The sequence below is a fragment of the Nocardia aurantia genome, from assembly GCF_009604425.1.
In the GTDB taxonomy this organism is placed as follows: domain Bacteria; phylum Actinomycetota; class Actinomycetes; order Mycobacteriales; family Mycobacteriaceae; genus Nocardia; species Nocardia aurantia.
This window is the reverse complement of sequence record NZ_WEGI01000012.1, coordinates 1-26891: the sequence shown is the minus strand read 5'-3', so window position 1 is coordinate 26891 and position 26891 is coordinate 1. Positions and strand designations below refer to the sequence as shown.

The window sequence follows — 26891 nt, the reverse complement described above, 5'->3', positions numbered from 1 at the left end:
TCCGGAGCCCTCTCCACGATAGCAACGGGGTACGACCGATAAGACATAGTTTCCCGCGTACGGCAAGTCCGCAGATCGCCGGGCGGCGAACGGAATCCGCGACGCGGTACTGTGGCGGTACGCCGTGTTGCCGCGGCGGTTCAGGCGGGGAGGCAAGCTTATGGTGGGCAGGCGGATCGCGCTGCTCGTCGCGAACGACACATATTATTCGCCGGGAATTCCGCAGTTGTCCGCGCCGGTTTCGGACGCGACGGAACTCCAGGAATTGCTGCGCAATCCGGAGGTGGGGGCCTTCGGACCGGTCGAGCTGCTGATCAACGAGTCGAAGGCGGAGATCGAGCGCAGCGCCGAACGGCTGTTCCGGCACGCCGAGCCCGAGGACATGGTGATGTTCTATTTCTCGGGGCACGGAATTCGGCGGGGCCACAATCTCTATCTGGCCGCCAGCAACACGGATTCGGATCTGCTGAGCAGTTCGGCCGTGTCCTCGTCGTTCATCAAGGATCTCATCCGGGAATCGCCGGCCGCCACGAAGTTCATCGTGCTCGATTGTTGCTACAGCGGCGCATTTCTCGGCGACGACGTGCTCAAGGGCGTCTCGGCGCTGGATATCGTCGGTAACGAGCTGGCCTCCGGTAAGGGAATCTGCGTACTGATGGCGTCGAATTCGGTGCAGGCGGCCGAGGACGGGAAACGCGGCGGCGCACCGCGTTCGACGCCCCTGTCGATGTTCACGGGGGCCGTGGTGTCCGGGATCCGCACGCTGGCGGCCGCCCGCACCGGCGCGGTGAGCACCCACGACCTGTGGCAGTACATCGCCAAGGAGGTCGGCGCCCGCGCGGCGAATCAGACGCCCGAGCACTACTGCGTGGCCTCCGAGGAGATCCACATCGCCCGGGCCCGGCGATCACCGGCGAATCTCGCCGACAGCCTCGTGCCGGTGCCGCTGGGCGGACTGCTCGGTCATCTGGAGCACATACCCGGCGGTGGATTACGAGCCGAGGATTGGTGGCGCACAAGGCCGTTGGATGTCCCCTTCGGGCGGCAGCAGGAGCCCGGGGGCACCGCGGGCGCGATCGCGACGATCGATTTCGCCGGGCCCCGCAACGGCCTGCTCCTCGTCGGCCGCGCCGGGTCCGGCAAGAGCACCCTGCTGCGCACGCTGGCGGCATCGCTCGCGCTGACCCATTCGCCGGCCGACGCGCGCATCCACGTCCTGGAATCCGACAATCGGCTCGGCTCGATTCGGGGGCTGCCGAGCATCGGCAGCGTGGCGAGCATCGCGGGAGCCGACGACGGATCCGAAGCGGCCGTCGAGGCCCTGGTGGAGGATCTGATCGATGAGATCCGCAACCGGCGCAGGCTGTACCGGCTCCATCACATCGCCTCCCCGACCGAGTTGCGCCATCGGCGGCCGCTCCCGGACGAGGGACCCGTACCGGACCTGTTCCTGTTCGTGGATCGCTGGAGCGCCTTCGCGCGGCAGTGGCCGGCTCTGGTGCCGACGGTGCAGGAGATCGCCGACACCGGCCCGGAATACGCCGTGCACCTGGTCACCACTGCCCGGAACTGGACCGAGGTGCCCGACTGGATGGCCGAGTCGCTGGCCAACCGCATCGAACTGCGGCTGTTCCGGCCGGGTGATTCCCGGGTCGACATCGACCGTGCCGCACTGCTGCCCGAACAGCCCGGCTGGGCGCTGACCGGATCCACGACCGTACGGGTCGCGCTGCCCGGCATCCGGCCGATTCCGCCGGGCGCGGCGCGGGAGGCCGACCTGCCCGACGGCGCCGAGGATCTGGTCGCCCGGTTCGTGTCCGCGGGCAGCGCCCGGCAATCGCTCGAACTCGATCTGTACGCCGATTTCGTGCATCTGCATCAGCTGACCGATCCGGATATCCGGCGACGATGGCGGGACGCGCCGGCCACCGGCCTGCGCGTTCCGATCGGCGTCACCTACACCGGGGATCCGGTCGAATTGGACATCGGACCGGCCACCGACGCGGGGGCGGGCCCGCACGGGCTGGTGGTCGGCGCGATCGGGTCGGGCAAATCGGAACTGCTGCGCACGATCGTGCTGGGCCTCGCGCTGACCTATCCTCCGGATCGGGTGAACTTCCTGCTCATCGATGCCGCCGGCGACGCGACCTTCGAACCGCTGGCGACACTGCCGCACGTCGCGGGCCGGATCCACGACATCGACCAGGACCCGTCCCTGCTGGACCGTTTGCAGGATGTGGTGGAGCGCGAGATCGAGCGCCGCCGGCAGCTGGTGCGGAGCGCCGCGGGCTGCACCACGCGAGCCGAGTACGAGCGGGCCAGGGCGGGCGGCGCCGCGCTGGAACCGTTGCCTGCCCTGGTGATCGTCATCGACGAGTTCGTCGAGCTGCTGGCCGGCGGTTCCCTGTTCGTGGGAGCCCTGATCGAGGTCGGCCGGCGTGGCCGCTCGCTGGGCATGCACCTGCTGCTGGGCACCTACCAGCCCGACGAGGTGCTGCTGCGCACCCTGGACAAGTACCTGTCGTACCGGATCGTGCTCCGCACCTTCTCCGACGAGGAGTCCCGATTCGTGCTCGGCAGTCCCGATGCCAACTACCTGCCCAGCACACCGGGGCACGGCTATCTGCGGACCACCACCGGCGCCACCACCCGCTTCCGCTCCGCGTCCACCGCACGCCCGGGGCCGCCCACCACCGACGACGCCGAGCCGGTCGATCTGCTGCTGCTGGAATCGCTGGTGGCGGCCGTGGACCGGCTCGGCGTGCCCGGCGTCTACCGAATGTGGCAGCCGCCGTTGCTCACCTCCCCCACCGTGGGAATGCTTCTGCAGGAGGAGAATTCGCCACGATCAGCCAATCGCAGCCACCTGCGGCTGCCGATCGGCTGGGTCGACCGGCCGCGCGAGCATCGCCGGGAGGTGCTGACCGTCGACCTGTCCGGCGACAGCGGACACGTCACCGTCGTGGGCGGGCCACGGTCGGGCAAGTCCACCGCGGTACGCAGTCTGATCCTCTCCGCCGCCGCGACCCACACCCCTGAACAGGTCCAGTTCTACTGCCTCGATTTCGGCGGCGCCCTGGCCGCGCTCGGTGAACTGCCGCATGTGGGCTCGGTGGCGGGCCGCGCCGACGTCGACCGGATCCGCCGCATCATCGCCGAACTGACGGCCCTGGTCACCCGCCGGGAACGATACTTCCGGGAGCTGGGCATCACCTCGATGGCCGAATTCCGCCGGCGCCGTGCCACGCTCGGACCGGTGGACGGCGACGAGCACGGTGACGTGTTCCTCGTCGTCGACGGCTTCGACACCCTCCGCAAGGACTTCCCCGCCCTGGAGCAGCCGGTGAGCCACCTTGCCGCACAGGGCATCCCGCACGGCATTCACCTCCTCACGACGATGTCGCCGTGGTGTCGCGGCGGCCCGGGCCCGCAGAATGCCGTCCGCCTCGAACTGTGGCTCGGCGATCCGGCCGATTCCGAACTGGACCGCCAGGCCGCCGGTCTGGTCCCACCGGACCGGCCCGGGCGCGGCCTGTCGCCGGAAAAACTCCAGATGTTGATCGCACTGCCCCGCCTCGACGCCGACGGCGACGCGCACCGCCTGCCCCAGGGCCTCGCCGCCGCGGTCGAGGATCTGCGCAAGGACTACCGTTCCCGGCAGGCGCCGCCGATCCGGCTGCTGCCGGACCGGATCACGCACGAGCACGTACTCGACCTGGCCCGCGGCCAGGGCCTCGAACAGGACGCCACCCATCTGATCCTCGGCTTGGGCGAGACCGAATTGGGGCCGGTGGCATGGGATTTCGATGAGTATCCGCATCTGCTCGCGTTCGCCGATCCGGGGGCCGGCAAGACCACGCTGCTCCGCACGCTGCTTCTGGGCATCGCCGAGAACTCGCCGCCCGATCGGGCCCGCATCCTGTTGATCGACTACCGCCGCACGCTGTTCGGTGTGGTGGAACAGCCACTGCTGCAAGCCTATTGCGCGACCGCGTCCGCCGTACCCCAGGCGGTCGCCACACTCGCCGGCCAACTGGACGCACGTGTCCCAGGCCCGGAGATCCCGGCCGCCCGCCTGCCCGACCGCGATTGGTGGTCCGGACCCGAAATCTACGTCGTGGTGGACGATTACGAACTGGTGGTGGCCGACGGCCGCGACCCGCTGGAGCCGTTGCTGCGGTTCCTGCCGATGGCCCACGACATCGGCCTGCATCTGATCGTCGCCCGCGCGCACGCGGGCCTGGCCCGCGCCCGCTACGAACGCGTTCTGGGCCGCCTGTGGGACATTTCGGCCGGCGCCATAGTCATGAGCGCGGCCGGCGACGAGGGCCGCCTGTTCGGCGACCTCCACACCACCACCCTCCCACCCGGCCGCGGCACCCTGACCAGCCGCCTCCGCGAACCCGAACGTATCCAGATCACCGACCGTTCGAGCCGATGAGGTTGCGGGCGAGCCGGTTTCGACGATGTGAACCGGCGATCGGGCTACAGTGAGCGGCAGGCCGAGCGGCCGGTGACACGAGGGGGAAGACAGTGGCCGAGGTGTTGTTCATTCTCGCGGCGGACGGGCGCGACGACGAACGTCTGAACCGGCTGGCGGAGGAGCTGGCGCGGGATCTGCGGGAGATTCCGGGGGTGGCCGTCACGTCCGCCACCTCGCCCGTGGTGCCCGGCACCAAATCCGGAATCGCCCTGGCCATCGGGCAATTGGCGGTATCGGGCGGCGCGCTGAGTGCGGCGGCACTGGTGATCCGCGGCATCGTCGAACAGTTCCTGAACCGGAACCGGGCGACCTCGGTGACGGTGCGCAACGGCGACCGGGAGGTCACCATCGAACGCCCCACCGACACCCAGGTCGACGAGATCGTCGATCAACTGCGGGATCTGCTCGCGAAATGAATCCGCGGGCCATCGACGCGGTGATCGCCGCCGACGCCGGGATTCGCGCGGAGACGGTGATCGCCGTCATCGGCGACGCGGAATGGGATGTCGAGGCCGGTGTGTCGGCCGGGCGGGCCTTTCGGTCCCCGCCCTGGTAGCGGGGACACCCGGCCGTAACACCTCGCCGGGACGGTGTCCACCCGACCGAGTAGCGTGATCACCCGGTACGCAGGAGGACGTGATGAGGATGGTGCGTGCGGGGGTGGTGCCCGGGTGGCGGGCGCTGCTCTACAGCTGTCTGGGTGTGCTGGTGGCCGTGGGTGTGTGCGCGGTGATCGTGGTCGTGTTCGGGCTGAACCGGGTGTTCACCGGGCTGGGGGCCGGGGCCGCCGGGGGGATCGCGCTGCTGGTCGTGCTGTTCGGGCGGGATGTCATCGTGCTCACCGAGCGGGCCATCTATCGGCGGACGCCGTGGGCGGAATCCAGCATCGACTGGGACCGCGTGGTGGCGGGCCGCTTCGCGATGGACGAGCGGGACCGCTGGTCGCTGGCGCTGGATCTCAGCGGCGGTGACGAGCGGCACGGTGAACTGGTGTTGCTGACCATACCGCCGGTGGTGCGGCCGATTTCGAATCCGTACGAACAACGCAAGCGGGAGCAGGTGCTGGAGATCCGGAGAATGTTGCGCTACAAGCGAATTCCGGTCACCATCCTTCCGGAGATCGCCCGTGCGCTGCAACAACATTGGAAACTCGCTCCGCCGTCCACTCGCTGAACGACATCGAAAGGCCATGGCAGTCCCGATGATTCGCACCGCCGCGCTCGCGCACATCCGGGATCGGCGCCTGTTGCAGGCGCGATCGGCAGGCAAGGGCGTGTTCTACATGGCCGGCGGGAAACTCGATCCGGGGGAATCCGCCGTGCAGGCCCTGCATCGGGAGGTGCGGGAGGAGTTGGGCGTCGAGGTCACGACGGCCGCCGAGCTGGGGGTGTTCGAATGCGAGGCGTACGGGCACGCGCCGGGAACCGGCCTGCACATGACCTGCTTCACGGCCGATCTGACCGGTGAGCCGCACGCGACCGGCGAGATCGCGGAACTGCGTTATTTCACCGTCGGGGAATACGCCGCGATGTCCGAGGTGGCGCCGGGGTCGATGCTGGTGTTCCGGCGACTGCACGAACTCGATCTGATCGACTGGTAGCCGCCGGTCAGGATTCGGCGCCGGAATCCTTCGCCTCGCGCTCGGATTCGGGTGCGGTCTCCGAGGCACCGCTCGGCGCTTCGCTCGCCGATTCGATGTCGCCGGAATCGGTCTCCACCGGTTCGGCGGCGGCATGGCGTCCCACCGTCTGGACCGTGTCCACCGCGGACTCGTCGGCATCCTCCGACGACTCGGCGACCGCGTCCTCCGTCGTCCCATTGTCCGACGTAACTGTCTCTGCCGCAACGGTTTCCGTCAAACCCGGCACTGCCGTAGCCGCTTCCGGCGACGCCGTCTCCTCGATCACCGTCGCCGTCGCGGTATCGGCCGTCGCTGTTTCCGAGGCTGCGATCTCGGTCTCCGTCACCGCCACCACGTCGGCCTCGGTGGTCCCCTCGCCCTCGGATGTCTCCGCCGGCGATTTCGCCGCCGCGCCCCCGGCGACGACCTGCCCGGCCGCCGCGAGACCCCGGCGAACCGGCCGGAACTCCCAGGTGGGCGCCGGGATCCGGGCCGCCGCGAGCAGGCCGATCAGCAGCACGATCGCCCCGGTGAGCAGGCTGGTGCGGGTGGCGTCGGTGAAGGCGTGCGACAGAGCCGACACGATCGCGTCGGCGCCGCCGTGCCGCCGCAGGTCGGGGATGGCGATGCCGGCGGAGTCCCGGGTCGCCTCGGCGAGCCGGGTGCCGGTCACGCGCGGCATGTGGATCAGGTCGAGACGGTGGGACAGATCCTTGGACAACGCGATCGACAGCGCCCCGCCCAGGACCGCGGTGCCGAGCGCGGCGCCGATCTGCAATGCCGTCGACTGGGTCGCACCGGCCGGACCGCCCTGGCCCGGCGGCACCTTGGACAACACGATCCGGGGCAGTCGCGCTCCGACGAGTCCGAGCCCGAAGCCGTAGCAGAGCAGCAGCACAGCAACCCACCACCCGGACAACCGCGTGCTCAGCACCAGGCCGAGCACCGCGACCGCGATCACGTCGATGGTGAGCCCGAGCCGCACGGTACGCACCGCGCCGCACCACCGGGCAACCGCGTCGGACCACCGGGCGGCGACCAACGCGCCGAGCGCGGCGGCCGAGAGCACCGCGCCCGCGCGCAGTGTCGTCATGTTCAGCACGTTCACCAGATACAGCGGCAAGACGAACAGCAGGCCGAAATTGGTGATCGCGATCAGCAGTGTCACCAGCGCGCCCCACCGGAAACCCGGCAGCCGCAACAGGTTCGGGTCGACCAGCGCCGGTCGCCGCGCCCGCAACCGGTGCCGCTCCCACAGCACGAACAGCAGGCAGAGCAACAGGCCGACCACCAGCAGCACCGGCGTCGGCGACATCGTCGCCCGGGTCGACCAGGTGAGGCCGAGAATCGGGAAATCGCGCAACGGCCGCCACCAGCCGAACGTCGGGCCCTGGATCAGCCCGAACATCACCAGGCCGAATCCCGCGCCGCCGAGCAGGAATCCGTCCACGTCCAGGTCGAGGGCCTCGTCGCGGCCGGTGATGTCCGGCACCCACAGGATCAGCAGCACCAGCGCGATCAGCCCGACCGGCACGTTCACCAGGAAGACCCAGGTCCAGCCGAACGAGGTGGACAGCCAGCCGCCGAGCAGCGGTCCCGCCACCGCGACCGCGACGAGCAACGCCCCCGCACCGGCCCGCCGCCGGCGATAGCGCGCGTTCGCGATCGAGTACACGCCGGGCAGGATCGCGGCGGCCGCGACCCCCTGCACGATCCGGCCCCAGATCAGCGTGGACGGCGCGTGCGCGACGGCGGCGAGCACGCTGCCGAGCATCAGCAGCACCAGCCCGGCGGCGATGATGGTGCGCCGGCCGTACCGGTGGCCGAGTCGCTCACCGGTGATCAGCAGCGCCGCGAACACGATCGCGTAGACACCGTTGACCCATTGCGCCTGGGCGAAATTCAGATGGAGCTTGCCGATGATCACCGGCAGGGCGGCGCCCACGAGGGTGCCGTCGAGGACCACGAGCGCCAACGCGAGCGCGAGCGCGCTGAGGGCGAGCGAGCGCCCACGGGCCGTACGGGCCGGTTCGAGCTCCACGTTCGTCATTGATTGCTCCGTCGACTGGAGTTGGCGGGTTTCGGGTGAGTCTAACGGCACGTTTGCCCGAATTTTGCGACATACCACTCGGCGGGCGATATAAGGTCACTGCCCGACCGCATGATTCGGCTTCGTACCATCCTCGTCACTGCGATCCGACCCGATCGGACACCTCGAGAATTCGATAGCCGATCAATTGCCGATAGCCTGAAAGGCGGCATTCGCGATCGCCGTGGCCGAGAGACCGAGGCACACACTCGTCTCACCGGGCATGCGGCGGAGCTACCCGCATCGCCGACGATGCGACGCGCCGCAACCCAGGATTGCCCGGACCCGCTCAGGACCGTCCGAGCACATCCAGCAGCTCCGCGGCGGCGGTGGCGATCTCGTCCGGATCGCCGCGATATCCGAGGAGGTGCAGCACCGCCCGGGGAATCAGATGTTCCGCGTATTCGGGGGCGCTGCCGTCGTCGGAGCGGATGTTGATGACCGTCTCCACCAACCGGAACGGCAGGACGTACGCGCCGGGCACCGCGTCGGTCCCGGCCTGCGCCTGCGCGGCGAGACGCTCGTAGTGCCCGCGCAGTTCGTCGCGGCGCAGCCGGAACTGCTCGAACCGCGGGGAACGCAGTTCCGGAAGGAGGTACAGCGCACCGAGATTCCAGCGGGAGGTGCACAGCTGGCGAGCGTCGAACAGGGCCAGCGCGTACAGCCGGACCAGGGCCGGTTCCGGCCGGTCGCTCAGCTGCCCGCCCAGTTCCAGTGCCGCGCCGACCGTTTCGCCCAGCAGCGCGTCGAGGATGTCGTCCTTCGCGGCGAAGTGATGGTAGAGCGACGCCTGCCGAATACCCACCGCGTCGGCGATGCCGCGGGTGGAGGTGCTGGCGTAGCCGTTGGTGGTGAACAGTTCGGCCGCGGCATCGAGAATCTCCGCGCGCGGCGTCTGCCCCTGCCTGCGGCGGGGCTCGAGGCGCGGGCGGCCGGGTCCGAGGTGCGTCACGCTTCTCATTCTTACCCGTAGCGGCGGCGCCACCGCCACGCCCGACCGCCCGGCCGACCAGCGGTGAGAGATTTCTGTCATCCGACAGAAACTCCGGTAACGCAGAAGTTACGGAGAGTCTCGAGACGGATACATCGGCGTCACCGGAACCGCGATCCGGGTTGGAAAACTTTCAGTCGACAGATATTGGCCGCAGCCGAAGGAATCCCGCCATGGCCACGACCCTCACCCCGCCCGCTCACCGCACCGACGATGCCGACCTGCAGACATTCGGCTATCAGCCGGTCCTGCATCGCAAGCTCGGACGCTACGCCTCCTTCGCGGCCGGTTTCTCCTTCGTCTCGATCCTGACGACGATCTTCCAGTTCTTCGGTTTCGGCTACAGCTTCGGCGGCGCGGCCTTCTTCTGGACCTGGCCGATCGTGTTCGCCGGACAGTTCCTGGTGGCGTTGAACTTCGCCGAACTGGCCGCGCGCTACCCGATCTCGGGCTGTATCTATCAGTGGTCGCGGCGACTGGCCGGCGAGGTGGTCGGCTGGTTCGCGGGCTGGCAGATGATCGTCGCGCAGATCGTCACCGCCGCCGCGGCCGCGATCGCGCTGCAGGTGGTGCTGCCCTCGATCTGGTCCGGATTCCAGCTGGTCGGCGGCGACACCGCGCTGGCGACCACCTCCGGCGCGACCAACGCGGTGATCCTGGGCAGCCTCCTTCTGGTGATGACCACGCTGATCAATGTCCTCGGCATCGACTGGATGTCGCGGATCAACTCGATCGGCGTCACCGTCGAGATCGTCGGCGTGATCGCGGTGATCGCGCTGTTCTTCACGCACGCCGATCGCGGGCCCGGTGTGGTCCTGCACACCGAAGGCGCCGCGGCCGGGCCGTATTGGGCCGCGTTCCTGGTGTCGGGCCTGATGGCCGCCTACGTGATGGTCGGATTCGATTCCGCCGGTGAGCTTTCCGAGGAGACCAAGGATCCGCGCCGGGTCGCGCCCCGGACCATCCTCACCGCCCTGGCCGCCTCCGGGATCGGCGGCGGCCTGATGCTGCTGGCCGCCCTGCTCGCCGCGCCGAGCCTGGACGACGGGCACCTGGCGACCGAAGGGCTCGCGTATGTGATCGAGGCCAAGCTCGCCACCCCTGTCGGCAAGGTGGTGCTGTGCTGCGTCGCGATCGCGATCACGGTGTGCACGTTGGCGATCCAGACCGCCGGCTCCCGGCTGATGTTCTCGATGGCCCGTGACGGCCGGCTGCCGTTCGCGAAGCAGCTCGGTCACGTGCATCCGCGGTTCGGCACCCCGGTGTGGCCGTCGGTGGTGATCGGCGTGCTGTCCATCGCGCTGCTGCTGCTGAATCTCGGCAACGCCGCGGTGTTCACCGTGCTGGGCAGCGTCACCATCGTGATGCTCTATCTCGCTTACGTTTTCGTGACGGTGCCGCTGCTGGTGCGCCGGGTGAAGGGCTGGCCCGCCGACGAGGTCGCCACCGACGGGTCCGAGGGGAAGCTGTTCGGCCTGGGCCGGTTCGGGATCCCGATCAACGCGCTGGCGGTGCTGTGGGGCATCGCGATGGCGGTGAATCTGGCCTGGCCGCGCGGCGAGGTGTACGACCCGAGCGGCGGCAGCTGGTGGATGCTCTGGGCCGCACCGTTGTTCGTCGCCCTGACCCTGCTGGTCGGCGCGGCCGTGCACCGAGTCCTCGGCAACCGCAGCTCCGGGATCGAAACTCCCTCCCCCGCACCACAGCTCGCCTGACCCGCATCCGCACCACGGGTGGTGGCCACTGCCGGGGCCACCACCCGTTGTCGCGTTTCCGGGCCGGTCGCGATAATTCCTGTCACACGACAGGAATATCCGCAACGCAGTCGTAACACGAATCGGCGCGATGGATACATCGGCGTCACCATCGGAACCGCCCGATCGGGAAAACTGTCAAGTGACAGGAAATCGCCACCGCGTACCGCCGCCCGCACGAACGGAGTCACCCGTGACAGCGACCGCAGACACCACCGGCGCCCGCGCCCATGCCCGCGCCCAGGCCGCCGCCGCGACCGGCAGCGTCCCGGACCTGCCCACGGATGCCGACCCCGCCGCGATCACCTTCGCGCAGCGCGTGCCGGCCGGCGGTTACACCACCGTCGTACTGGGCCGCGGCACGCGCGTCCGGCTCGGCGATCCCGGCGGCACGGCCTGCGCGCACCTGTTGCTGCTGCGCGCCGAATCCCCCTGGGAGCGACTGAATGTCGCCGACACGGTGAAGGTGCCGTGGCAGGCCTACCTCACCGCCGGACATCCACTGCTGTCGGACCAGGGCCGGGTACTGGCCACCGTGATCGCCGACAGCTCGGCCCACCACGACGCCCTGTGCGGACCGAGCCCGGCCGCCCGGCAGGCACTGCGGCTCGCGGGCGCGAAACATGGCCTGGAGCCCCGGGATATCGGCCCGACGGTGTCGTTCTTTCGCGGTGTCCGGGTGGAGCCGGACGGCGGACTGGTCGCCACCGGTGGCGCGGGCGCGGGCGCGGCGGTGGACCTGCTCGTGCACCTGCCCGTGACCCTGCTGGTCGCCAACGCCGAACATCCCCTGGACCCCACGCCCGCAACGGATCTCGACGTCGTCGCCTGGTCCGCCCCGGACGAGCTCACCCGCGTCCACAACACCGACCCGGAATACCGGCGGGCCGTGGAGAACACCGAACAGGCCTGGAACGCCGCCCGCACCCTGGAGGTACTCGCGTGACCACCGTGACCCGCACCGTCGTGAGCGACGAGATCGTCCCCGCCCGCGCCCCCTGGTCGGCGGTGATCCGCGCCGGTCAGCACCTGGAGATCATCGATCTGCACGGCAATCAGGCCGTCGACTGCCTGCTGTACTCCGCCGCCGACCACACCGACCGCTACAGCGCGCAGGCCACGATCGCCGCGCAGCGCAACATCTTCCTCACCACCGGCAGCGTCCTGCTCACCGACACCGGCATCCCGCTGATGACCGTCGTCGCCGACGAGGTCGGCAACCACGACACCGTCGCCGGCGCCTGCTCGCAGGAGTCGAACACCCTCCGCTACGGGCACCACACCCGTCACCAGCACGCCTGCGTGGAGAACTTCCTCACCGCCGCCCTGCGATGGGGCCTGGGCAAACGCGATCTGGTGTCGAACATCAACTGGTTCATGAACGTTCCGGTCGAGGCCGACGGCACCCTGGGCATCGTCGACGGCCTGTCGGCCCCCGGCAAGAAGGTCACCCTCCAGGCCGAGATCGACACCCTCGTCCTGGTCTCCAACTGCCCGCAGATCAACAACCCCTGCAACGGTTTCGACCCGACACCGGTCCGCATGGTGGTCACGCGAGGAGGCCCGACACCATGACCGATAGCACCGCACTCGGCGCCGCCGGACGGCTCCTGCACTCCCGCCGCCACACTACCGGCCCCAACCACCGCCCGGCCGCCACCCCACTCGAACTTCCTCAGGCCCCCGTGCCGGACATCGGCACACCGTCGCCGCAACCACTGCCGGACAACGGTTTCGGTGCCACCGCCCCGGCAGGACCCACGGCCGTCGAAACGACCGCCGACGTCGACAGCCGCGCGGGCGCGCAGGGGGCGCCGGCGGACGTGAAAGCGGGCCCGGCCGCGCAGACCCTCGCCGCAGCGGTGGGCACCGGCGCGGGCGTCACCGAGTCTGCGAGCCGGCGCTCGGCGGACCCGTTGCCGGACAACGGAATCGCCGGCCTGTGCGAGGTGGTGCGGCCCGGGATGCTCACGACCGTGCAGGACTGGCCCGGGCGGGTCGGGCTGTGGCACGTCGGGGTGCCGCCGTCTGGGCCGATGGACGACCTGTCGTTCCGGCTCGGCAACCGGGCGCTCGGAAATGCCGAGGGCGCAGCGGGTCTGGAGTGCACGCTCGGCGGACCGGCGCTGCGCTTCGATCGTGCGACCCGGGTGTGCGTGACCGGCGCGCCGGTGCCGGTCACCGTGAACGGGCTGCCGGTGCCGCAGTGGCGGACCGTCGAGATCCCGGCGGGCGGCGTGCTGGATGTCGGGTCCGTGCGCGGGCCCGGCATGCGCTGTTACGTGCTGTTCGCCGGTGGTCTCGCGGTACCCGAATATCTCGGCAGCGCTTCGACTTTCACGCTCGGCAAGTTCGGCGGTGGTACCGGTCGCGCGCTGGCCGCCGGTGACGAGCTGGCGATCGGCGCCCCGGGCGAGGGCGCCGCAGGAGTGCCCTCGGACGATCAGCCGGTGTTCACCCGGCGCTGGGAGCTGGCGGTCACCGAGGGCCCGCACGGCGCACCGGAGTTCTTCACCCGCAACGACTTCGACACCATCCTGGGCACCGACTACGAGGTGCACTTCAATTCCGATCGCACCGGCGTGCGGCTGATCGGCCCGAAGCCGCAGTGGGCGCGCACCGACGGCGGCGAGGCGGGAATGCATCCGTCGAACATCCACGACACCGCGTACACCGTCGGCGCACTCGACTTCACCGGCGACACACCGATCCTGCTGGGTCCGGACGGGCCGAGCCTGGGCGGATTCGTCTGCCCCGTGACGGTCGTCGCGGCGGAACGCTGGAAGCTGGGTCAGCTCACCCCCGGCGACCGGGTGCGTTTCGTGCCGGTCCGCGCCGAGCGCGCCGCCTCGCTGCGGGCGCTGGGACCGGAACGCCGTGCGGGCTGGCCGATCGTGCTGTCCGCCGGCGGCGACGGCGACGACGGCGTGCTGGCCCGCGCCGAGACCCCCGACGGCACCGCGGTGACCTACCGCCGGGCCGGCAACGACGGCGTCCTCGTCGAATACGGCGATATGACACTGGATCTGGAGTTGCGGGCCCGCGTGCAGGCATTGCACGAACAGTTGCTGCGACAGGCCGACCCGGACATTACCGAACTCACCCCGGGGATCCGGTCGCTACAGATACGCACCGATCCCGACCGCTTACCGACCGGCAGACTGCTGGACCTGCTCGCCGAAACGCAAGCGCTCCTCCCAGGCACCGACGAACTGGTGGTGCCGAGCCGGACCGTACATCTGCCGCTGTCCTGGGACGACCCGGCCACCCGCGAGGCGATCACCCGATACATGCACGGCGTGCGCGCGGACGCGCCCTGGTGCCCCTGGAACATCGAATTCATCCGCCGGGCAAACGGTCTCGCCTCGGTACAGGACGTGTACGACACCGTCTTCGACGCCGAATACCTGGTGCTCGGCCTCGGCGACGTATACCTGGGCGCGCCGGTCGCCACCCCCACCGACCCCCGGCACCGGCTGGTCACCACCAAGTACAACCCGGCCCGAACCTGGACTCCCGAGAACGCGGTCGGTATCGGCGGCGCCTACCTCTGCATCTACGGCATGGAGGGTCCGGGCGGCTACCAGTTCGTCGGCCGCACCACCCAGGTCTGGAACCACCGTTCCTCCGGCACGGGTGAAGACCCGTGGCTGCTGCGGTATTTCGACCGCATCCGCTGGTATCCGGTCTCGGCGGCCGAATTGCTGGACCTGCGCGCCGATTTCGCGGCCGGCAAGTGCGACCTCCGCACCACCGACGGCGAGTTCCGCCTCGCCGACTACCGCCGATTCCTCACCGACAACGCCGACTCGATCACGAATTTCCGCACCCGCCAATCGGAAGCCTTCCGCACCGAACTGGATTCGTGGCGAGCCGCCGGAGAACTGGCGGACCGCGATGCCTGATCGCGGCGCGAAATCCGGTCTCGGGCGCAACGTTTTCGCGGCATTCCGCGCCCGTCGCCGGGGACCGCATCGCATCGCATCGAACTCGGTACGGCCCGAGCGGAATCGGCGAATCGCAATGTACGACATCGGGAGCCGCCCCGAGGGCGACACTTTCCGGCCGATCACGGTGCCGGACCGCGATGCCGGCAGTCGTTGCAGGCAAATACTTTATGGGGCAATTCGCGCGGCTGCGGCAGACCGCGGCGGCACGAACCAGCGACGATCGACCGACGAGGAGAGCAGACGATGAGCATATGGATCCATCGGCGGCCCGAGGCCGAGGTCGACGCCGAGAGCGCGGCGGCGACCGGGCCGCTGGCCGGATTGCGGCTGGCGGTAAAGGATAACGTCGATGTCGCCGGAATCCCCACCACCGCAGGATGTCCCGAATTCGCTTATACGCCGGAGCGGGACGCCGCAGCGGTGGCGGCGCTGCGGGCGGCGGGTGCCGTGGTGACCGGTAAGACCAACCTGGACCAGTTCGCCACGGGCCTGGTCGGGACGCGCTCGCCGTACGGTCCGGTGCCCGATGTGCGCCGCCCCGAATACGTCTCCGGCGGTTCGAGTTCCGGCTCGGCCGTCGCCGTGGCGTCCGCTGCGGCGGATATCGCGATCGGGACCGACACCGCGGGTTCGGGCCGGGTCCCCGCCGCCTTCCAGGGCATCGTCGGCATCAAGCCGACCGTCGGGGTGGTGTCGGCCGCAGGAGTGGTGCCCGCCTGCCGGTCCTACGACTGCGTGACGATCTTCGCCCGCGATCTGTCCACCGCCAACCGCGCCATGTCGGCGTTGGCCACCGGTGCCACCGGCCGGCCCTGGCCCGCGGATACACCGCTCGCCGCGCCACCGGAACCCGTTGTGGCCGTGTTCGACTCGCTGCCGGAACTCGATGAGCCGAACCTCCGCGCGTTCGAGGCGGTGGTGTCGGCACTGCGGGAACAGGGCGCACGTGTCGTGACCGTCGACCCGGAACCGTTCCTGGCCGCCGCGCGGCTGCTCTACGGCGGCGCGCTGGTCGCCGAAAGATATTCTGCGGTAGGCACATTCGTCGACGCACACCCGGAGGCCGTGGACCCCACGGTCCGGGCGATCATCCAGGGCGCCCGCGACCTGCCCGCGCACCGCCTGGTATCGGACCTGGCCGAATTGGAGCGATTGCGAGCCGCGGCGATGGCCGCACTGGCGGACGCCGATGTGCTGCTCACCCCGACCGCCCCCAGCCAGCCGACGATCGCCGAGGTGGCCGCCGACCCGGTCGGCGCGAATTCCCGCGTCGGCACCTACACCAACTTCTGCAATCTGTTCGACCTGTGCGCGGTCGCGGTACCGGCCGGAACGGCGGGCGAGGCACAGTTCGGCGTCACCGTCTTCGCCCGAGCCTTCGCCGATGCGGTGGCCCTGGACGTCGCGGCACGAATCCCGAACGGCGGCAACGAACTCGAGGATCCGATCGAACGAGCATGGCCGCTGGACGTGGCGGCCGTACAGGAACTGGTCGTCTTCGGCGCCCACCTGCGCGGCCAGCCGCTGGAACGTCAGCTCACCGAACTCGGCGCTCGCTGGGCCGGTTCGGTACAGACCGCACCTCGCTACCGCCTCGGCGCGCTCGACACCGTCCCACCCAAACCGGCGGTCACCCGGGTACCGGACGGCGAGATCGGCGTCGCGGTGGCCGGAGAACGCTGGTTGCTGTCCCCCGCGGCCCTCGGCCGATTCCTCGCCGCACTACCCGCCCCCATGCAACTCGGTGCCGTCGAACTCGCCGACGGTACCTGGCACACCGGCTTCACCTGCGACGGAGCGGCCGCCGCCGTAGCCAAGGACATCAGCGAATACGGCGGCTGGAAGGCCGCACGGGCCGCCGGGGCAATCGGCTGACCGCCGGCGACCGGCCGGACCGGCCCCGATGCCGTCAGACGACAGACGGCAGACGATTCGTGGGCATGCCATCTCAGCCATTCTGCTTCTGTTCGATTTCACCGTTACCGCTTGCGGTGCACCAGAATCCGCGCACCAGGTCGAACGCGGCGTCGAGTCGGGCGGGAGTTTCGGTGAGGCCGCCAGCCGTTTCGGGGTAGGTGTGGATCCAGCTCGGCGGTGGCTCGGGCAGCCGGTCGGGGACCTCGTGTGTCGCCCGTACCGCGAAGACATGCCGTACGGCATCGACTACGAATGTGTCTGGTAGCAAGCCGCTTTCGATGAGCAAGACCAGATCCACCAGGTCCTTGACTCTGGTGTTCGGTCGGTCACCGTAATCCCGAGTGAAGGCGTGCAGCTTTTCGGCGAAGTGCTGGCGGCGGTCCACGGCCTCGATGTCACGGGGCGGAGTTCCGGCGAAACCCAGGGTGTTGGGCAGCGGAAGCCGCTCGGTGAGGACGATTTCCTCTCCACGTGCGACGACGTCAATGCGTATGGTCGCAAAGGTCCTACCCGCCAGGCGCGCCTCGACCGAATAGCGCCAACCACCCCGGCCTGCGGTGTCAGCGTTCAGATCGAACGGCGGCGACACCTGAAAGAGAAATCCGTCCCCGTCCTCGTCCACAGCGAGTCCGTCGATGAGGCGTTCCCGTACCGCGGGGCCGTCGAGTAGCGGTTCGCCGTCCGGACAGGCCGCGAAGTCCATATCTTTGGTCATACGCGCCCTGTCACGCAGGCGGAACTCCATCACCGCCCCACCTTTGAGGACCCAGCCGGTTGCCCGATCGGCGGAGAGACGGGCCGCGACCCGATCGAAAACGACGAGGCGACGCCTCCTGGCCAAATCTGTAGCGGTGTCGGCTGCCTGCTGTTTCAGCCGGACCTCGAGAGCCCTGCGGAGCGCAGTCGCGTCACGATAGCGATCGGTCACGACGCCGCCCGGAGCGCCCGCTCGATACCGAGTTCTGCTCGCGCACCCGACCGCTGGGCCGTATGCAGGAGGCGTCGCCGGGTGGCCAGCCCACGCTCCAAGGCCTCGGCGACGGCAGAGTCCACTATGTCCTGATCCACCTGCGCGGCCGCGCACTCGATGATGGCCCGGATCGGCGTGGTCACGCGGTAGCCGTCCCGCTGCTCGATCTCTTCCTGAACGAGTTCAGCCCGGTGAAGGACCACTGCATCGTGCTTCCGACGAAAACCGGGAGGGACAGTGAGATGGATGCGCGAGGGGTTGGCTGTGCCCAGCTCATGGACCGACAAGGCCGTGGTGTGAGAAAGGATCGCGCGCCCTTTACTCCACAGATACCACCGAACCAGGTCATCGTCCTGGGTTCCAGGTAGCAGATCGAACTCGCGGAAGCGGTAGATCGCCCGGTCCACGACCGCCCAGTTGCCGTGCTGCGCGTGGTACCGCTGGGCCTGATACGAGTATCCGGCCTCGAGCGCCTGAGCCGCTGTGAAGTAGCCACGCTGCCCAGCGGCGGTGCGCCAGAGGGCACCTCTGATCTCCCTACGGTCGCTGGGCACGCTCTCGGCCCATCGTCGTCGGAGATCTGAAACTAAGTTTTAGTTTCTGCATGATCAGCAGCATACAACTAAAGTTTTCTTTGTACTTATGCATTCCCGGAGCCTGCCACGCACGACTCCTGCCGCAGTGCGGATTTCACCACTCGAAGCTCGCTCTGTCGTCAGTCCGACACCCGCGCCGCGTCCGGGAAGGTCGCGTCCCGTAGGACGCGCAGCGCGCAGCTCATGGCGGCGCGCTGCTCGTCGCTCAGCACGCCGATGAACCATTCGTCGAGCACCGCGAGATACTCCGGCAGCACCGCTGCGATCCGGGCCGCGCCGGCGGCGGTGAGGACCGCGTAGAAACTGCGGCGGTCGAGCGGATCGGGTTCGCGGCGGGCCAATCCGTTGCGTTCGAGCCGGTCGACCAGGCGAGTGGCGCCGCTGGTCGACATCCGGCCCTGGGCGGCCAGATCGGTCATGCGCAGCCGGTAGCGCCGCGATCGGCTCAGCCGCATCAGCACCGTGAAGTCCGACACCGACAGCCCGTGGGAGGTCCAGACCGGTTCGAGTTTGTTCCGGATTCCGTTCGTGGCCTCGAACAACAGGCCGATCTCGGTGAGCCGAGGGTCGTCGAACAGGTCCGCGACGCCCATGTCCTCAGCACTCATGTCCCCAGCCTAGCTGATCATTGCGAGCGGGATAGTTGACACGAGGAATATCTGACTTCTATCTTTGCTGTGCGGATATTCCTCGCATCAACTATCTGGAGGCTGTCATGACATCCACCTGGCTCGCCGGATTCCGGTCCGCGGTGATCAGCCCGTACGAAGCGATACAGCTGACCGTCCCGCGCGGATTCGATGATCAGACGGTGCGGCAGGTGCTGCACCTCGCCGGTGGTGGCACGCGGCTGCGCGTGCACCTCAGCAATCGATACGGCCGCACGCCGCTGGTGATCGGCGCCGCCCGGATCGCGCTGCGCAAGTCCGGGGCCGAGATCGCCGCCGAGACCGGCACCGTGCTGCGATTCGCCGGGGCCGAGCGCCTCACCCTGGCGCCCGGAGCCGAGATCGTCAGCGACGCGGTGGATCTCGCCACGTCGGCGGGCGACGATCTGGCCCTGAGCCTGTATCTGCCCGAGGCCACCGAGCTCGCGACCTCCAGCCACAAGCCGATGGAATTCGGTTATGTGACCGCCGGTGACCGCACCGCGGACCCGGACCTGCCGGGGGCGGAGGTGATCGAATCACGGTTCTATGTCACGGGTGTCGACGTGCTGGCCGAGGCGGGCACGCCGGTGGTCGTGGCCTTCGGCGACTCGTGGTTCGAGGGTTCCGGCACCACCACCGGGGCCAACCGCCGTTCGGTGGACGCGCTCGGCGAGCGGCTGACCCGAGGCTGGATCGTCAACCAGGGCATCGCCGGAAATCGGCTGCTGACCGACGAGGTCGGCGAGCGCGGGCTGGGCCGGTTCGACCGCGATGTGCTCGCGACGCCCGGCGTCACCGATGTGGTGCTGAATCTCGGCGTCAACGATCTCGCCCTGAACGGCGCCGCGCCGGCCGCGGAACTGATCGCCGGATACCGCGAACTGGCCCGGCGCGCCCACCAGGCGGGACTTCGGGTGTACGCCGACACCATCGGGCCGTTCGCGGGGGTGATCTACCCCGGTGTCGAGGTCGAGGCCGCGCTGCCGATCCGGCGTGAGGTCAACGAATGGCTGAGGGGCACCGATGTTTTCGACGCCGTCTTCGATATCGCCACCGCGGTGGCCGATCCGGCGCGGCCCGACTTCATCCGGTCCGATCTGGACTACGGCGACGGCCTGCACCTCAACGACGAGGGCGCCCGGGCGATGGCGGAGGCCATGCGAATCCCGTTGGCGCGTTGAGTTTCTCAGCGCATCGAGGCCGCCCGGGCATCGATCCAGCCGGCCACGTCGACGGCGAACGACCGGCACAGCCAGGCGCTCAGGCCGGGGTCGTCGACCCGGGTGAGCAGTTCCTGCGCGACGGTGAGCCCGTGCGCGGTGCCCGCCGCGACGCCGCGGCCGCGCAGGCCCGTGCCCTGCAACGCCGCGTCGAGCCGCGGGATCTGGCCCGGATAGAGCGCGGTCAGCGTGGTGTGCGCGGCGACCGCGACGGCCGCCTCCGGGGAGGCGCCGACCGGCGCGGAGGGCACCCCGGTCAGATAGGTGGCATGGGTGGCCCGCACAGCGCTCACATGAGCGTCGTGCATCGCCACCCGGGCGATCGCCAGCGCCCGCGAGGCACCGGACCCGCCTTCGATGTGGTTGCCCGCCAGGCGTTCCGACTCCAGCGCCACGGCGTCCCAATACAGAATCTGGTCCATCACTTCCTACTCGAGGGCCCCGATCGAGGCCCCATCGACCTGCTGTGACGCCTTCGAGCATCCCCGCGACCGCACCGGAAGTCGGCAGTACCGCGCTACCCGTTCCCCTCGGTGACACGTACCACTCGAATCGAGTAGTAACAGGACGCGCCCGCGAGCGATAGCCTACCGCTATCGAATTCGGGACACCGCGGGCCCGGATCAGCAGGTGAAAGGCCGAGGGCCGGTGCGGATCAGGTGATCCGCACCGGCCCTCGGCCCTGTCTGCGGGCTATTCGGCGACGATGACCCGGACGTCCGCACCGGCGGCGGCGGTCGGTTCACCGGCCACGACGAACCAGTGGGTGACCTCTCCCTCGGCCAGATCGTCCGCGACCTCGCCGTCCGGCAGCACCGACAGCGCACCCGCGGTGGCGACCGCCAGGAATTCGGCCACGGCGGCCGGTCCCGCGGATTCCGTGGTGTACGTGGTCGATTCGTAGTCGATGCCGTGCTCCGCGCGCAGCGCGTCGGCGCGATCGAGCGCCTCCTCCTGGTTCAGGGTGAGCCAGGAGCCGGTGGCCTCGCGCACCACGAAGGCCGGATGTTCCTCGTGCAGCGGGCGAACCCGATCGGCGTAGGACACCGGATGTGCCGGTGTCGCAGCCAGTTCCGTCTGCATCTTCGGATCGCTCGGTACCAGCCAGCGCACCGAGCTCGCGGCCGGCTCCTGGGTGATGCCGAATCCGGCTCCCGCGGCGATGATCTCGCCGAACGTCAGCCCGTTGGCGAACAGGGCCGCCGCACCGGCCTTCTGCACGGCCCACAGCGCGACCGTCGCGTCCAGCGAGCGCGGCAGTGCGACGGCGACGATGTCGCCGGGGCCGACGCCGCGACTGATCAGCACCCGGGCCAGCTGTGAGGACCGGGAATCGACCGTGCTGTAAGCGATCTCGGCGCCACCACCCTCGCCGGGCGCCAGCAGCGCCGGCGCCTGCGGATCCTCCTCGACGACGGCCGCGAGGGCCTTCGCCACCGTGCGCGCGCCGACCCGCACCGGTTCCGGCGCGGTCTCGGCGCCGGTCACCCCGGAATCGGCCAGGATCCGGGCCCGTTCGGCGTGGTCGAGGATGTCGATGGCACCGACCGGGGTCGCCGGATCCGCGAGCAGCGCCTCCAGCACCCGGATCATCCGGGCCGCCAGGGTCCGCACCTCCTCGGCGGTGAATCGGCTGGTCAGGTACTTCCAGGTCAGCTCGATGCTGTTGTCGGCGGTGACCAGCAGCGTCAGCGGGTAGTGGGTGCCGTCGTTGACGCCCACACCGGTGACCGACATGCCGTCGATGGCGCTGGCCGCGGCGATCGCGTCCTTGTCCATCGGATACGACTCGAACACCAGCAGGGTGTCGAATTGCGCTCCGGCACCGGCGATCCGCTGGATCTCGGTGAGACCGACATGGTGGTGGTCGAGCAGGTCGGCCTGCTCGTGCTGCAGTCGTTGCAGCAGATCGGCGACCGACAGCCGGTCGTCCACCCGCACCCGCACCGGCAGCGTGTTGATGAACAGGCCCACCATGGATTCCACCCCGGGCAGCTCGGCCGGGCGACCGGAGACGGTGGCGCCGAACACCACGTTGTCGCGGCCGGTGAGGCGGCCGATCAGCACGCCCCACGCGGCCTGCACCAGCGTGTTCACCGTGACACCGAGTTCCGCGGCGTGCTTGGCGAGCCGGCGGGTGCGGTCCACGTCGAGCTCGACCGACACCTTGCCGGTCTCGTAGTGCTCGGCGGTGCGGGCCGTCGGCGCCAGGATGGTCGGCTCGTCCACGCCGGCGAGCGCATTCGACCACGCCCGCAACGATTCCTGCCGGTCCCGGCCGGCGAGCCAGCTCAGGAAGTTCCGGTAGGAGGCCACCCGCGGCAGCGCGGACCGATCACCGTGCACCGCGTACAGCACGAGCATGTCCCGCATCAGCAGCGGCATCGACCAGCCGTCGAGCAGGATGTGGTGGGTGGTGATGGCCAGATGCCACTGCTCGGATCCGCTGCGGTACAGCGTGAATCGCAGCTGCGGGGCGACGGCCAGGTCGAAGTGCCGCTCCCGGTCGGCCGCGACTTGCCGTTGCAGCGCCGGAAGCCGTTGTGCCTCCGGCAGATTCGTGAGATCCACCTCGTACCAGGGCGCTTCCAGCCGGTCCAGCACCACCTGTGCGGGCCGCCCGTCCGCATCGGTGACGAAGGCGGTGCGCAGGTTCGGGTAGCGGTCCAGCAGGCTCTGCGCCGCCACCCGCAGCCGGGCCACGTCCAGCGTGCCACCGAGATCGACGACCGCCTGCATGGTGTAGACGTCGACGGTCGACTGGGTCAGCTGGGCGTGGAACAGCAGGCCGGATTGCAGCGGCGACAGCGGCCACACATCCGTCAGCGTCGGGTAGGCCCGCTCCCACTCGTCGATATCCGACTGTGTGACCTGCAGCAGCGGCAGATCCGACGGGGTGCGGCCGCCCGCGTCGGGCCGCTGCGCGTGCCGCGCCAGGGCGGTCAGCGCGTCGACCCAGGCATCGGCGAACTCCTGCACGCGTTCCCGGGTCAGCAGACCGGTCGGGAAGGCGAACGAGGCACCGAGTTCCGGGCCGTCCGGCCCGTCGGTGACGATCGCGTTGATGTCGAGCGTCGCGTTGGCGGGCATGTCCGGATCCATGTCGGCGTCCAGCTGCCCCAGGTCGGCCACCGGCGCCCAGCCCAGTTCGGCGAGCTGCGCGGACATCTCGTCCGCGTCCGCCGCCGCACCCGCGCCGGTGGAGACCCGGCCCAGGTAGTTGAAGCTGATCTGACCGGCCCCGCCGACCCGATCCGCGGTCTCCGGGTTGAGGTGGCGCAGCATGCCGTAGCCGAGTCCCTTGTCGGGCACGGCGAGCAGTTGCTCCTTCACCGATTTCACGATGTCGCCGAGCGCTTTTCCGCCCGCGAACGCGTCGCGGAGGTCGGCGCCGGCGAGGTCCAGGCGCACCGGGTAGGCGCTGGTGAACCAGCCGACGGTCCGGGACAGGTCCGCCCCGGGGACGACCTCCTCCTCGCGGCCGTGGCCCTCGAGTTTGACCAGCGTTGCGCCACCGGCGGTTTCGCCGCGCCAGCGGCTCACCGCCAGCGCCAGCGCGGACAGCAGGCCGTCGTTGACACCACCGCGGTAGAGGCCGGGGATCGCGGTCAGGACCGCGTCGGTCACCGATGCGGGCAGGGTCACCTGTATCCGGTCGAGGGTGGCGAACGTGTCGACGGCCGGATCGAAGGCCCGCGAACCCAGCACGGGATCCGGGGTCTGCGAAACCTGCTGCCAGAATGGCAGTTCCGCGACCCGTGCCGGTTCGGCCGCGGCGTCGACCAGGGCGTGGGCCCAGCGGCGCAGCGAGGTGCCGGTCGGTTGCAGGCTCACCGGCTGACCGGCGGACAGCTGCGACCAGGCGATCGCGAAGTCCGGGATCAGGATGCGCCAGGACACGCCGTCGATCGCGAAGTGGTGTCCGACGACCAGCAGCACGTCGCGTCGCTCACCGTCGAAGGCGAACCAGACGAATTGCAGCATCACCGCATTCGCGGGATCCAGCCGCCCGAGCGCGGCGTCGTATTCGGCACCGGCCCGCCGCGTCAGTTCGGCCTCATCGATGTCACCGGGCAGTTCCACCCGGTGCACGAGCGCGTCGACGTCGACCGCCCCCGGCTCGAGCGTTTCGAATACCCACCCGTCGGACGTGTTGCCGCGCAACCGCGCTCGCAGCGCGTCGTGATGGTCGATCACGGCCGCGAGCGTGCCGACCAGCGTCGGCCGGTCGATGCCCTCGGGCACCCGCAGCGCCATCGTCTGCGAGAACCTCTGGTACGACGACCCTTCGGCGAGGATCGACGCCAGGATCGGCGTCAACGGGATGTCGCCGACGCCGCCGCCGGGCAGTTCCGCGAGTGTCCGCTGTGTCGATTCCCCGCCGCGTGTGGCGATGTCGGCGAGTGCGGCGATGCTGCGTCGTTCGAAGACGTCGCGGGGGGTGAAGACGATGCCGCGGGCTTTGGCGCGGGAGACCAGTTGGATGGACAGGATGGAGTCGCCGCCGAGGGCGAAGAAGGAGTCGTCCAACCCGATCTGGTCGGTGCCGAGGACCTCGGCGAAGACCTGGGCGAGGATGGTCTCGATCTCGGTGGCCGGGGCCCGGTATTCGCGGGCGGCGATCACCGGTTCGGGCAGGGCGCGGCGGTCGAGTTTGCCGACGGGGGTCAGGGGGATCTGGTCGAGGACGGTGATCGCGGCGGGCACCATGTGCGGCGGCAGGATCGCCGCGACGTGGTCGGTGAGCTCGGTGATGTCGAGGGTGTGCCCGGCGACCGGTGTCACGTAGGAGGCGAGGATCGTGGCGCCGGCGGTGGTGTCGCGGCCCATGGTGAACGCGAAGTCCACGTCGGGATGCCGGGACAGGACGGCGTCGATCTCGCCGAGTTCGATCCGGAACCCGCGGATCTTCACCTGGAAATCGCTGCGCCCCACATAATCCAGCTCCCACGACCGCGCGACCGCGTCGGTGGTCGTGGCGGTGGTGTGATGATCCGGCTTCGGATACCAGCGCACCACGTCACCGGTGCGATACATCCGCGCACCGTCGAGGCTGTACGGGTTGGCCACGAACCGCTCCGCGGTCAGCCCGAACCGCTGATGGTAGCCCCGCGCCACCGCACCACCGGCGAGATACAGCTCGCCCGCGACACCCGGCGGGACCGGGTTGAGCCGGTTGTCCAGCACCAGTGCGGACATGCCGTGTACCGGGGTGCCGACGGTGATGTGGTCACCGGGGTACAGGCGGGCGTAGGTGGAGATGATCGTGGTTTCCGTCGGCCCGTACGCGTTGAAGTACTTGCGGCCCGGCTGCCACTTCGCCAGCAACTCCGGTGTGGTCACATCACCACCGACCGAGGTGACCAGCAACTGTGCCTGGTCGTCGGGGTCCATGGTGCCCAGCACGGCCGGGGTGATGATCGTGTGGGTCACCTGTTCTGCCCGCAGCAGCTCCGCGAGATCGCTGCCGCCGATGATCTCCGGTGGTGTGATGACCAGGGTGGCGCCGATGTAGAAGGCGCACACCCATTCCAGCACCGACGGGTCGAAACTCGGTGAGCAGATGTGCAGGAACCGGTGATGCGGTTCCAGCCCGTACAACCCGGTCGCGACATCGGCCAGGCCACCCAGGCCCGCGTGGGTGACGGTGACACCCTTGGGTTTACCGGTCGACCCCGACGTGTAGATCACATACGCGGGATGGCTCATCCGCAACGGCGTCAACCGGTCCGCGTCCGTGATCGGCGCGGAAGACATGGCCGCGCAGGCGATGTCGGTGGCCGGGTCGTCGAGGACCAGCCAGTCCACCTCGGCCGGCAACCCGTCGACATGGGTGGCGGCGGTGATCCCGAGGACCGCCGCGGAGTCGGTGAGCATGTGCCGCACCCGATCCGCGGGATAAGCCGGGTCGACCGGGATGTGCGCGCCACCGGCTTTCGTGATCGCCAGCACCGCGAGCACCATCTCGAACGAGCGTGGCAGCGACACCGCCACCAGCTTCTCCGGACCCACACCACGCCCGATCAGCACCCGCGCCAACCGCGACGACAAGTCATCGAGCTCACCGTAGGTGACCGAACGACCGTTGTACCGCACCGCGAGTCGATCGCGGCCCAGTTTGAGGCCCTCGGTCATGAGGTCCGGCAGCAGGCCGGTGGCCATGACGTCGTCGCCGTGGACCTCGGTGAGCAGCCGGTATTCGTCGTCGGACAGCAGCGGCAGGTCACCGACCGCCGTCTCCGGTTCGGCGACGATGCCTTCGAGCAGGCGGGTGAACCGCTGCGCGAACACCTCGACGGTGGATTCGTCGAACAGATCACGGGCATAAGAGAATTCGGCGTACATGCCGTTCTCGGCATCACCGGATTCCCGGATCGTCAGCGACAGATCGAACTTGGCGGTGTCGACATCGAAATCGACGGCGCTGACCCGCAATCCGGGCAGTTCGAAGGTGCTCTCCGGCAGGTTCTCGAAGGACAGTGCGACCTGGAACAGCGGTGTGCGGGCGGTGGACCGCTCCGGGTTCACCAACTCCACCAACCGCTCGAACGGAATATCCGCATGCGCGAACGCCGCCAGATCACCATCCTTGGTCGCCGCCACCAACTGCTCGAACGACTCCCCACCGGACACCCGACTCCGCAACACCA

18 protein-coding genes are annotated in these 26891 nt (G+C 69.4%); 11 read left to right on the top strand and 7 right to left on the bottom strand.

Features of this window, described 5'->3' with window-relative positions; translation table 11 throughout:
* Positions 1–160: 160 nt before the first annotated feature.
* The 5 genes from eccCb (at position 161) to NRB56_RS26390 (ending at position 6083) form a co-directional block, all read left to right on the top strand.
* On the top strand, positions 161–4441 hold the full coding sequence (gene eccCb, locus NRB56_RS26410) for a type VII secretion protein EccCb (RefSeq protein ID WP_153346849.1): 4281 nt from the start codon (positions 161–163) through the stop codon (positions 4439–4441).
* Positions 4442–4542: 101 nt separating this feature from the next.
* A complete protein-coding gene (locus NRB56_RS26405; RefSeq protein WP_319943560.1) occupies positions 4543–4899 on the top strand; it encodes an effector-associated constant component EACC1 in 357 nt (118 codons plus the stop codon).
* Complete coding sequence (locus NRB56_RS26400; protein ID WP_153346847.1) at positions 4896–5039, top strand: hypothetical protein; 144 nt, start codon at positions 4896–4898, stop codon at positions 5037–5039. The genes NRB56_RS26405 and NRB56_RS26400 overlap by 4 nt, the downstream gene beginning before the upstream one ends.
* Before the next feature lie 83 nt (positions 5040–5122).
* Positions 5123–5656 (top strand): hypothetical protein, encoded by a 534-nt coding sequence (locus NRB56_RS26395; RefSeq protein ID WP_194290999.1) that lies wholly within the window; start codon positions 5123–5125, stop codon positions 5654–5656.
* 16 nt (positions 5657–5672) lie between these two features.
* Positions 5673–6083, top strand: a complete 411-nt coding sequence (locus NRB56_RS26390) for an NUDIX hydrolase (protein ID WP_153346845.1) — start codon at positions 5673–5675, stop codon at positions 6081–6083.
* Between the two features lie 7 nt (positions 6084–6090).
* On the opposite strand, the gene NRB56_RS26385 is transcribed toward NRB56_RS26390, so the two are convergent.
* A complete protein-coding gene (locus NRB56_RS26385) occupies positions 6091–8154 on the bottom strand; it encodes an MFS transporter (RefSeq protein WP_153346843.1) in 2064 nt (687 codons plus the stop codon).
* A 328-nt stretch (positions 8155–8482) separates the two neighbouring features.
* A complete protein-coding gene (locus tag NRB56_RS26380) occupies positions 8483–9145 on the bottom strand; it encodes a TetR/AcrR family transcriptional regulator (RefSeq protein ID WP_319943559.1) in 663 nt (220 codons plus the stop codon).
* Between the two features lie 212 nt (positions 9146–9357).
* Here NRB56_RS26380 and NRB56_RS26375 point away from each other — a divergent pair, with 212 nt between their 5' ends.
* The 5 genes from NRB56_RS26375 (at position 9358) to atzF (ending at position 16763) form a co-directional block, all read left to right on the top strand.
* Positions 9358–10899 carry an amino acid permease gene (locus NRB56_RS26375; RefSeq protein ID WP_153346839.1) on the top strand — a complete coding sequence of 514 codons (1542 nt, stop codon included), beginning with the start codon at positions 9358–9360 and terminating at the stop codon, positions 10897–10899.
* A gap of 232 nt (positions 10900–11131) precedes the next feature.
* The gene (locus tag NRB56_RS26370) at positions 11132–11884 is read left to right on the top strand and encodes a DUF1989 domain-containing protein (protein ID WP_319943558.1); all 753 of its coding nucleotides are present in this window, start codon (positions 11132–11134) and stop codon (positions 11882–11884) included.
* Complete coding sequence (locus NRB56_RS26365) at positions 11881–12513, top strand: urea amidolyase associated protein UAAP2 (protein ID WP_319943557.1); 633 nt, start codon at positions 11881–11883, stop codon at positions 12511–12513. The genes NRB56_RS26370 and NRB56_RS26365 overlap by 4 nt, the downstream gene beginning before the upstream one ends.
* 356 nt (positions 12514–12869) lie before the next feature.
* Positions 12870–14843, top strand: coding sequence for a 5-oxoprolinase/urea amidolyase family protein (locus NRB56_RS26360; RefSeq protein ID WP_406603539.1), 1974 nt, complete (start codon positions 12870–12872; stop codon positions 14841–14843).
* A gap of 288 nt (positions 14844–15131) precedes the next feature.
* Positions 15132–16763 (top strand): allophanate hydrolase, encoded by a 1632-nt coding sequence (atzF, locus tag NRB56_RS26355; RefSeq protein ID WP_153346834.1) that lies wholly within the window; start codon positions 15132–15134, stop codon positions 16761–16763.
* 73 nt (positions 16764–16836) lie between these two features.
* Here the strand turns inward: atzF and NRB56_RS26350 are convergent, their stop codons facing one another.
* From NRB56_RS26350 to NRB56_RS26340, 3 genes are all read right to left on the bottom strand, one after another.
* Positions 16837–17733: a nucleotidyl transferase AbiEii/AbiGii toxin family protein gene (locus NRB56_RS26350; RefSeq protein ID WP_319943556.1), complete on the bottom strand. Its 897-nt coding sequence runs from the start codon at positions 17731–17733 to the stop codon at positions 16837–16839.
* Positions 17730–18329 (bottom strand): type IV toxin-antitoxin system AbiEi family antitoxin domain-containing protein, encoded by a 600-nt coding sequence (locus tag NRB56_RS26345; protein ID WP_227838381.1) that lies wholly within the window; start codon positions 18327–18329, stop codon positions 17730–17732. The genes NRB56_RS26350 and NRB56_RS26345 overlap by 4 nt, the downstream gene beginning before the upstream one ends.
* Positions 18330–18490: 161 nt before the next feature.
* Positions 18491–18979: a MarR family winged helix-turn-helix transcriptional regulator gene (locus tag NRB56_RS26340; RefSeq protein WP_227838380.1), complete on the bottom strand. Its 489-nt coding sequence runs from the start codon at positions 18977–18979 to the stop codon at positions 18491–18493.
* Between the two features lie 107 nt (positions 18980–19086).
* Between NRB56_RS26340 and NRB56_RS26335 the strand changes: the two genes are divergently transcribed.
* Positions 19087–20202, top strand: a complete 1116-nt coding sequence (locus tag NRB56_RS26335; protein ID WP_153346832.1) for a GDSL-type esterase/lipase family protein — start codon at positions 19087–19089, stop codon at positions 20200–20202.
* Positions 20203–20207: 5 nt separating this feature from the next.
* On the opposite strand, the gene NRB56_RS26330 is transcribed toward NRB56_RS26335, so the two are convergent.
* Together NRB56_RS26330 and NRB56_RS26325 are read right to left on the bottom strand one after the other, a co-directional pair.
* Positions 20208–20663, bottom strand: coding sequence for a hypothetical protein (locus NRB56_RS26330; protein WP_153346830.1), 456 nt, complete (start codon positions 20661–20663; stop codon positions 20208–20210).
* A gap of 271 nt (positions 20664–20934) precedes the next feature.
* A complete protein-coding gene (locus tag NRB56_RS26325) occupies positions 20935–26874 on the bottom strand; it encodes a non-ribosomal peptide synthetase (protein ID WP_319943555.1) in 5940 nt (1979 codons plus the stop codon).
* Positions 26875–26891: the final 17 nt, after the last annotated feature.

Excerpts from the sequence above, each read along its gene's own strand:
- eccCb (WP_153346849.1), top strand. The coding sequence starts at position 161 with ATGGTGGGCAGGCGGATCGCGCTGCTCGTCGCGAACGACACATATTAT.
- NRB56_RS26400 (WP_153346847.1), top strand. The coding sequence starts at position 4,896 with ATGAATCCGCGGGCCATCGACGCGGTGATCGCCGCCGACGCCGGGATT.
- NRB56_RS26395 (WP_194290999.1), top strand. The coding sequence starts at position 5,123 with ATGAGGATGGTGCGTGCGGGGGTGGTGCCCGGGTGGCGGGCGCTGCTC.
- NRB56_RS26390 (WP_153346845.1), top strand. The coding sequence starts at position 5,673 with ATGGCAGTCCCGATGATTCGCACCGCCGCGCTCGCGCACATCCGGGAT.
- NRB56_RS26385 (WP_153346843.1), bottom strand. The coding sequence starts at position 8,154 with ATGACGAACGTGGAGCTCGAACCGGCCCGTACGGCCCGTGGGCGCTCG.
- NRB56_RS26375 (WP_153346839.1), top strand. The coding sequence starts at position 9,358 with ATGGCCACGACCCTCACCCCGCCCGCTCACCGCACCGACGATGCCGAC.
- atzF (WP_153346834.1), top strand. The coding sequence starts at position 15,132 with ATGAGCATATGGATCCATCGGCGGCCCGAGGCCGAGGTCGACGCCGAG.
- NRB56_RS26340 (WP_227838380.1), bottom strand. The coding sequence starts at position 18,979 with ATGAGTGCTGAGGACATGGGCGTCGCGGACCTGTTCGACGACCCTCGG.
- NRB56_RS26335 (WP_153346832.1), top strand. The coding sequence starts at position 19,087 with ATGACATCCACCTGGCTCGCCGGATTCCGGTCCGCGGTGATCAGCCCG.
- NRB56_RS26330 (WP_153346830.1), bottom strand. The coding sequence starts at position 20,663 with ATGGACCAGATTCTGTATTGGGACGCCGTGGCGCTGGAGTCGGAACGC.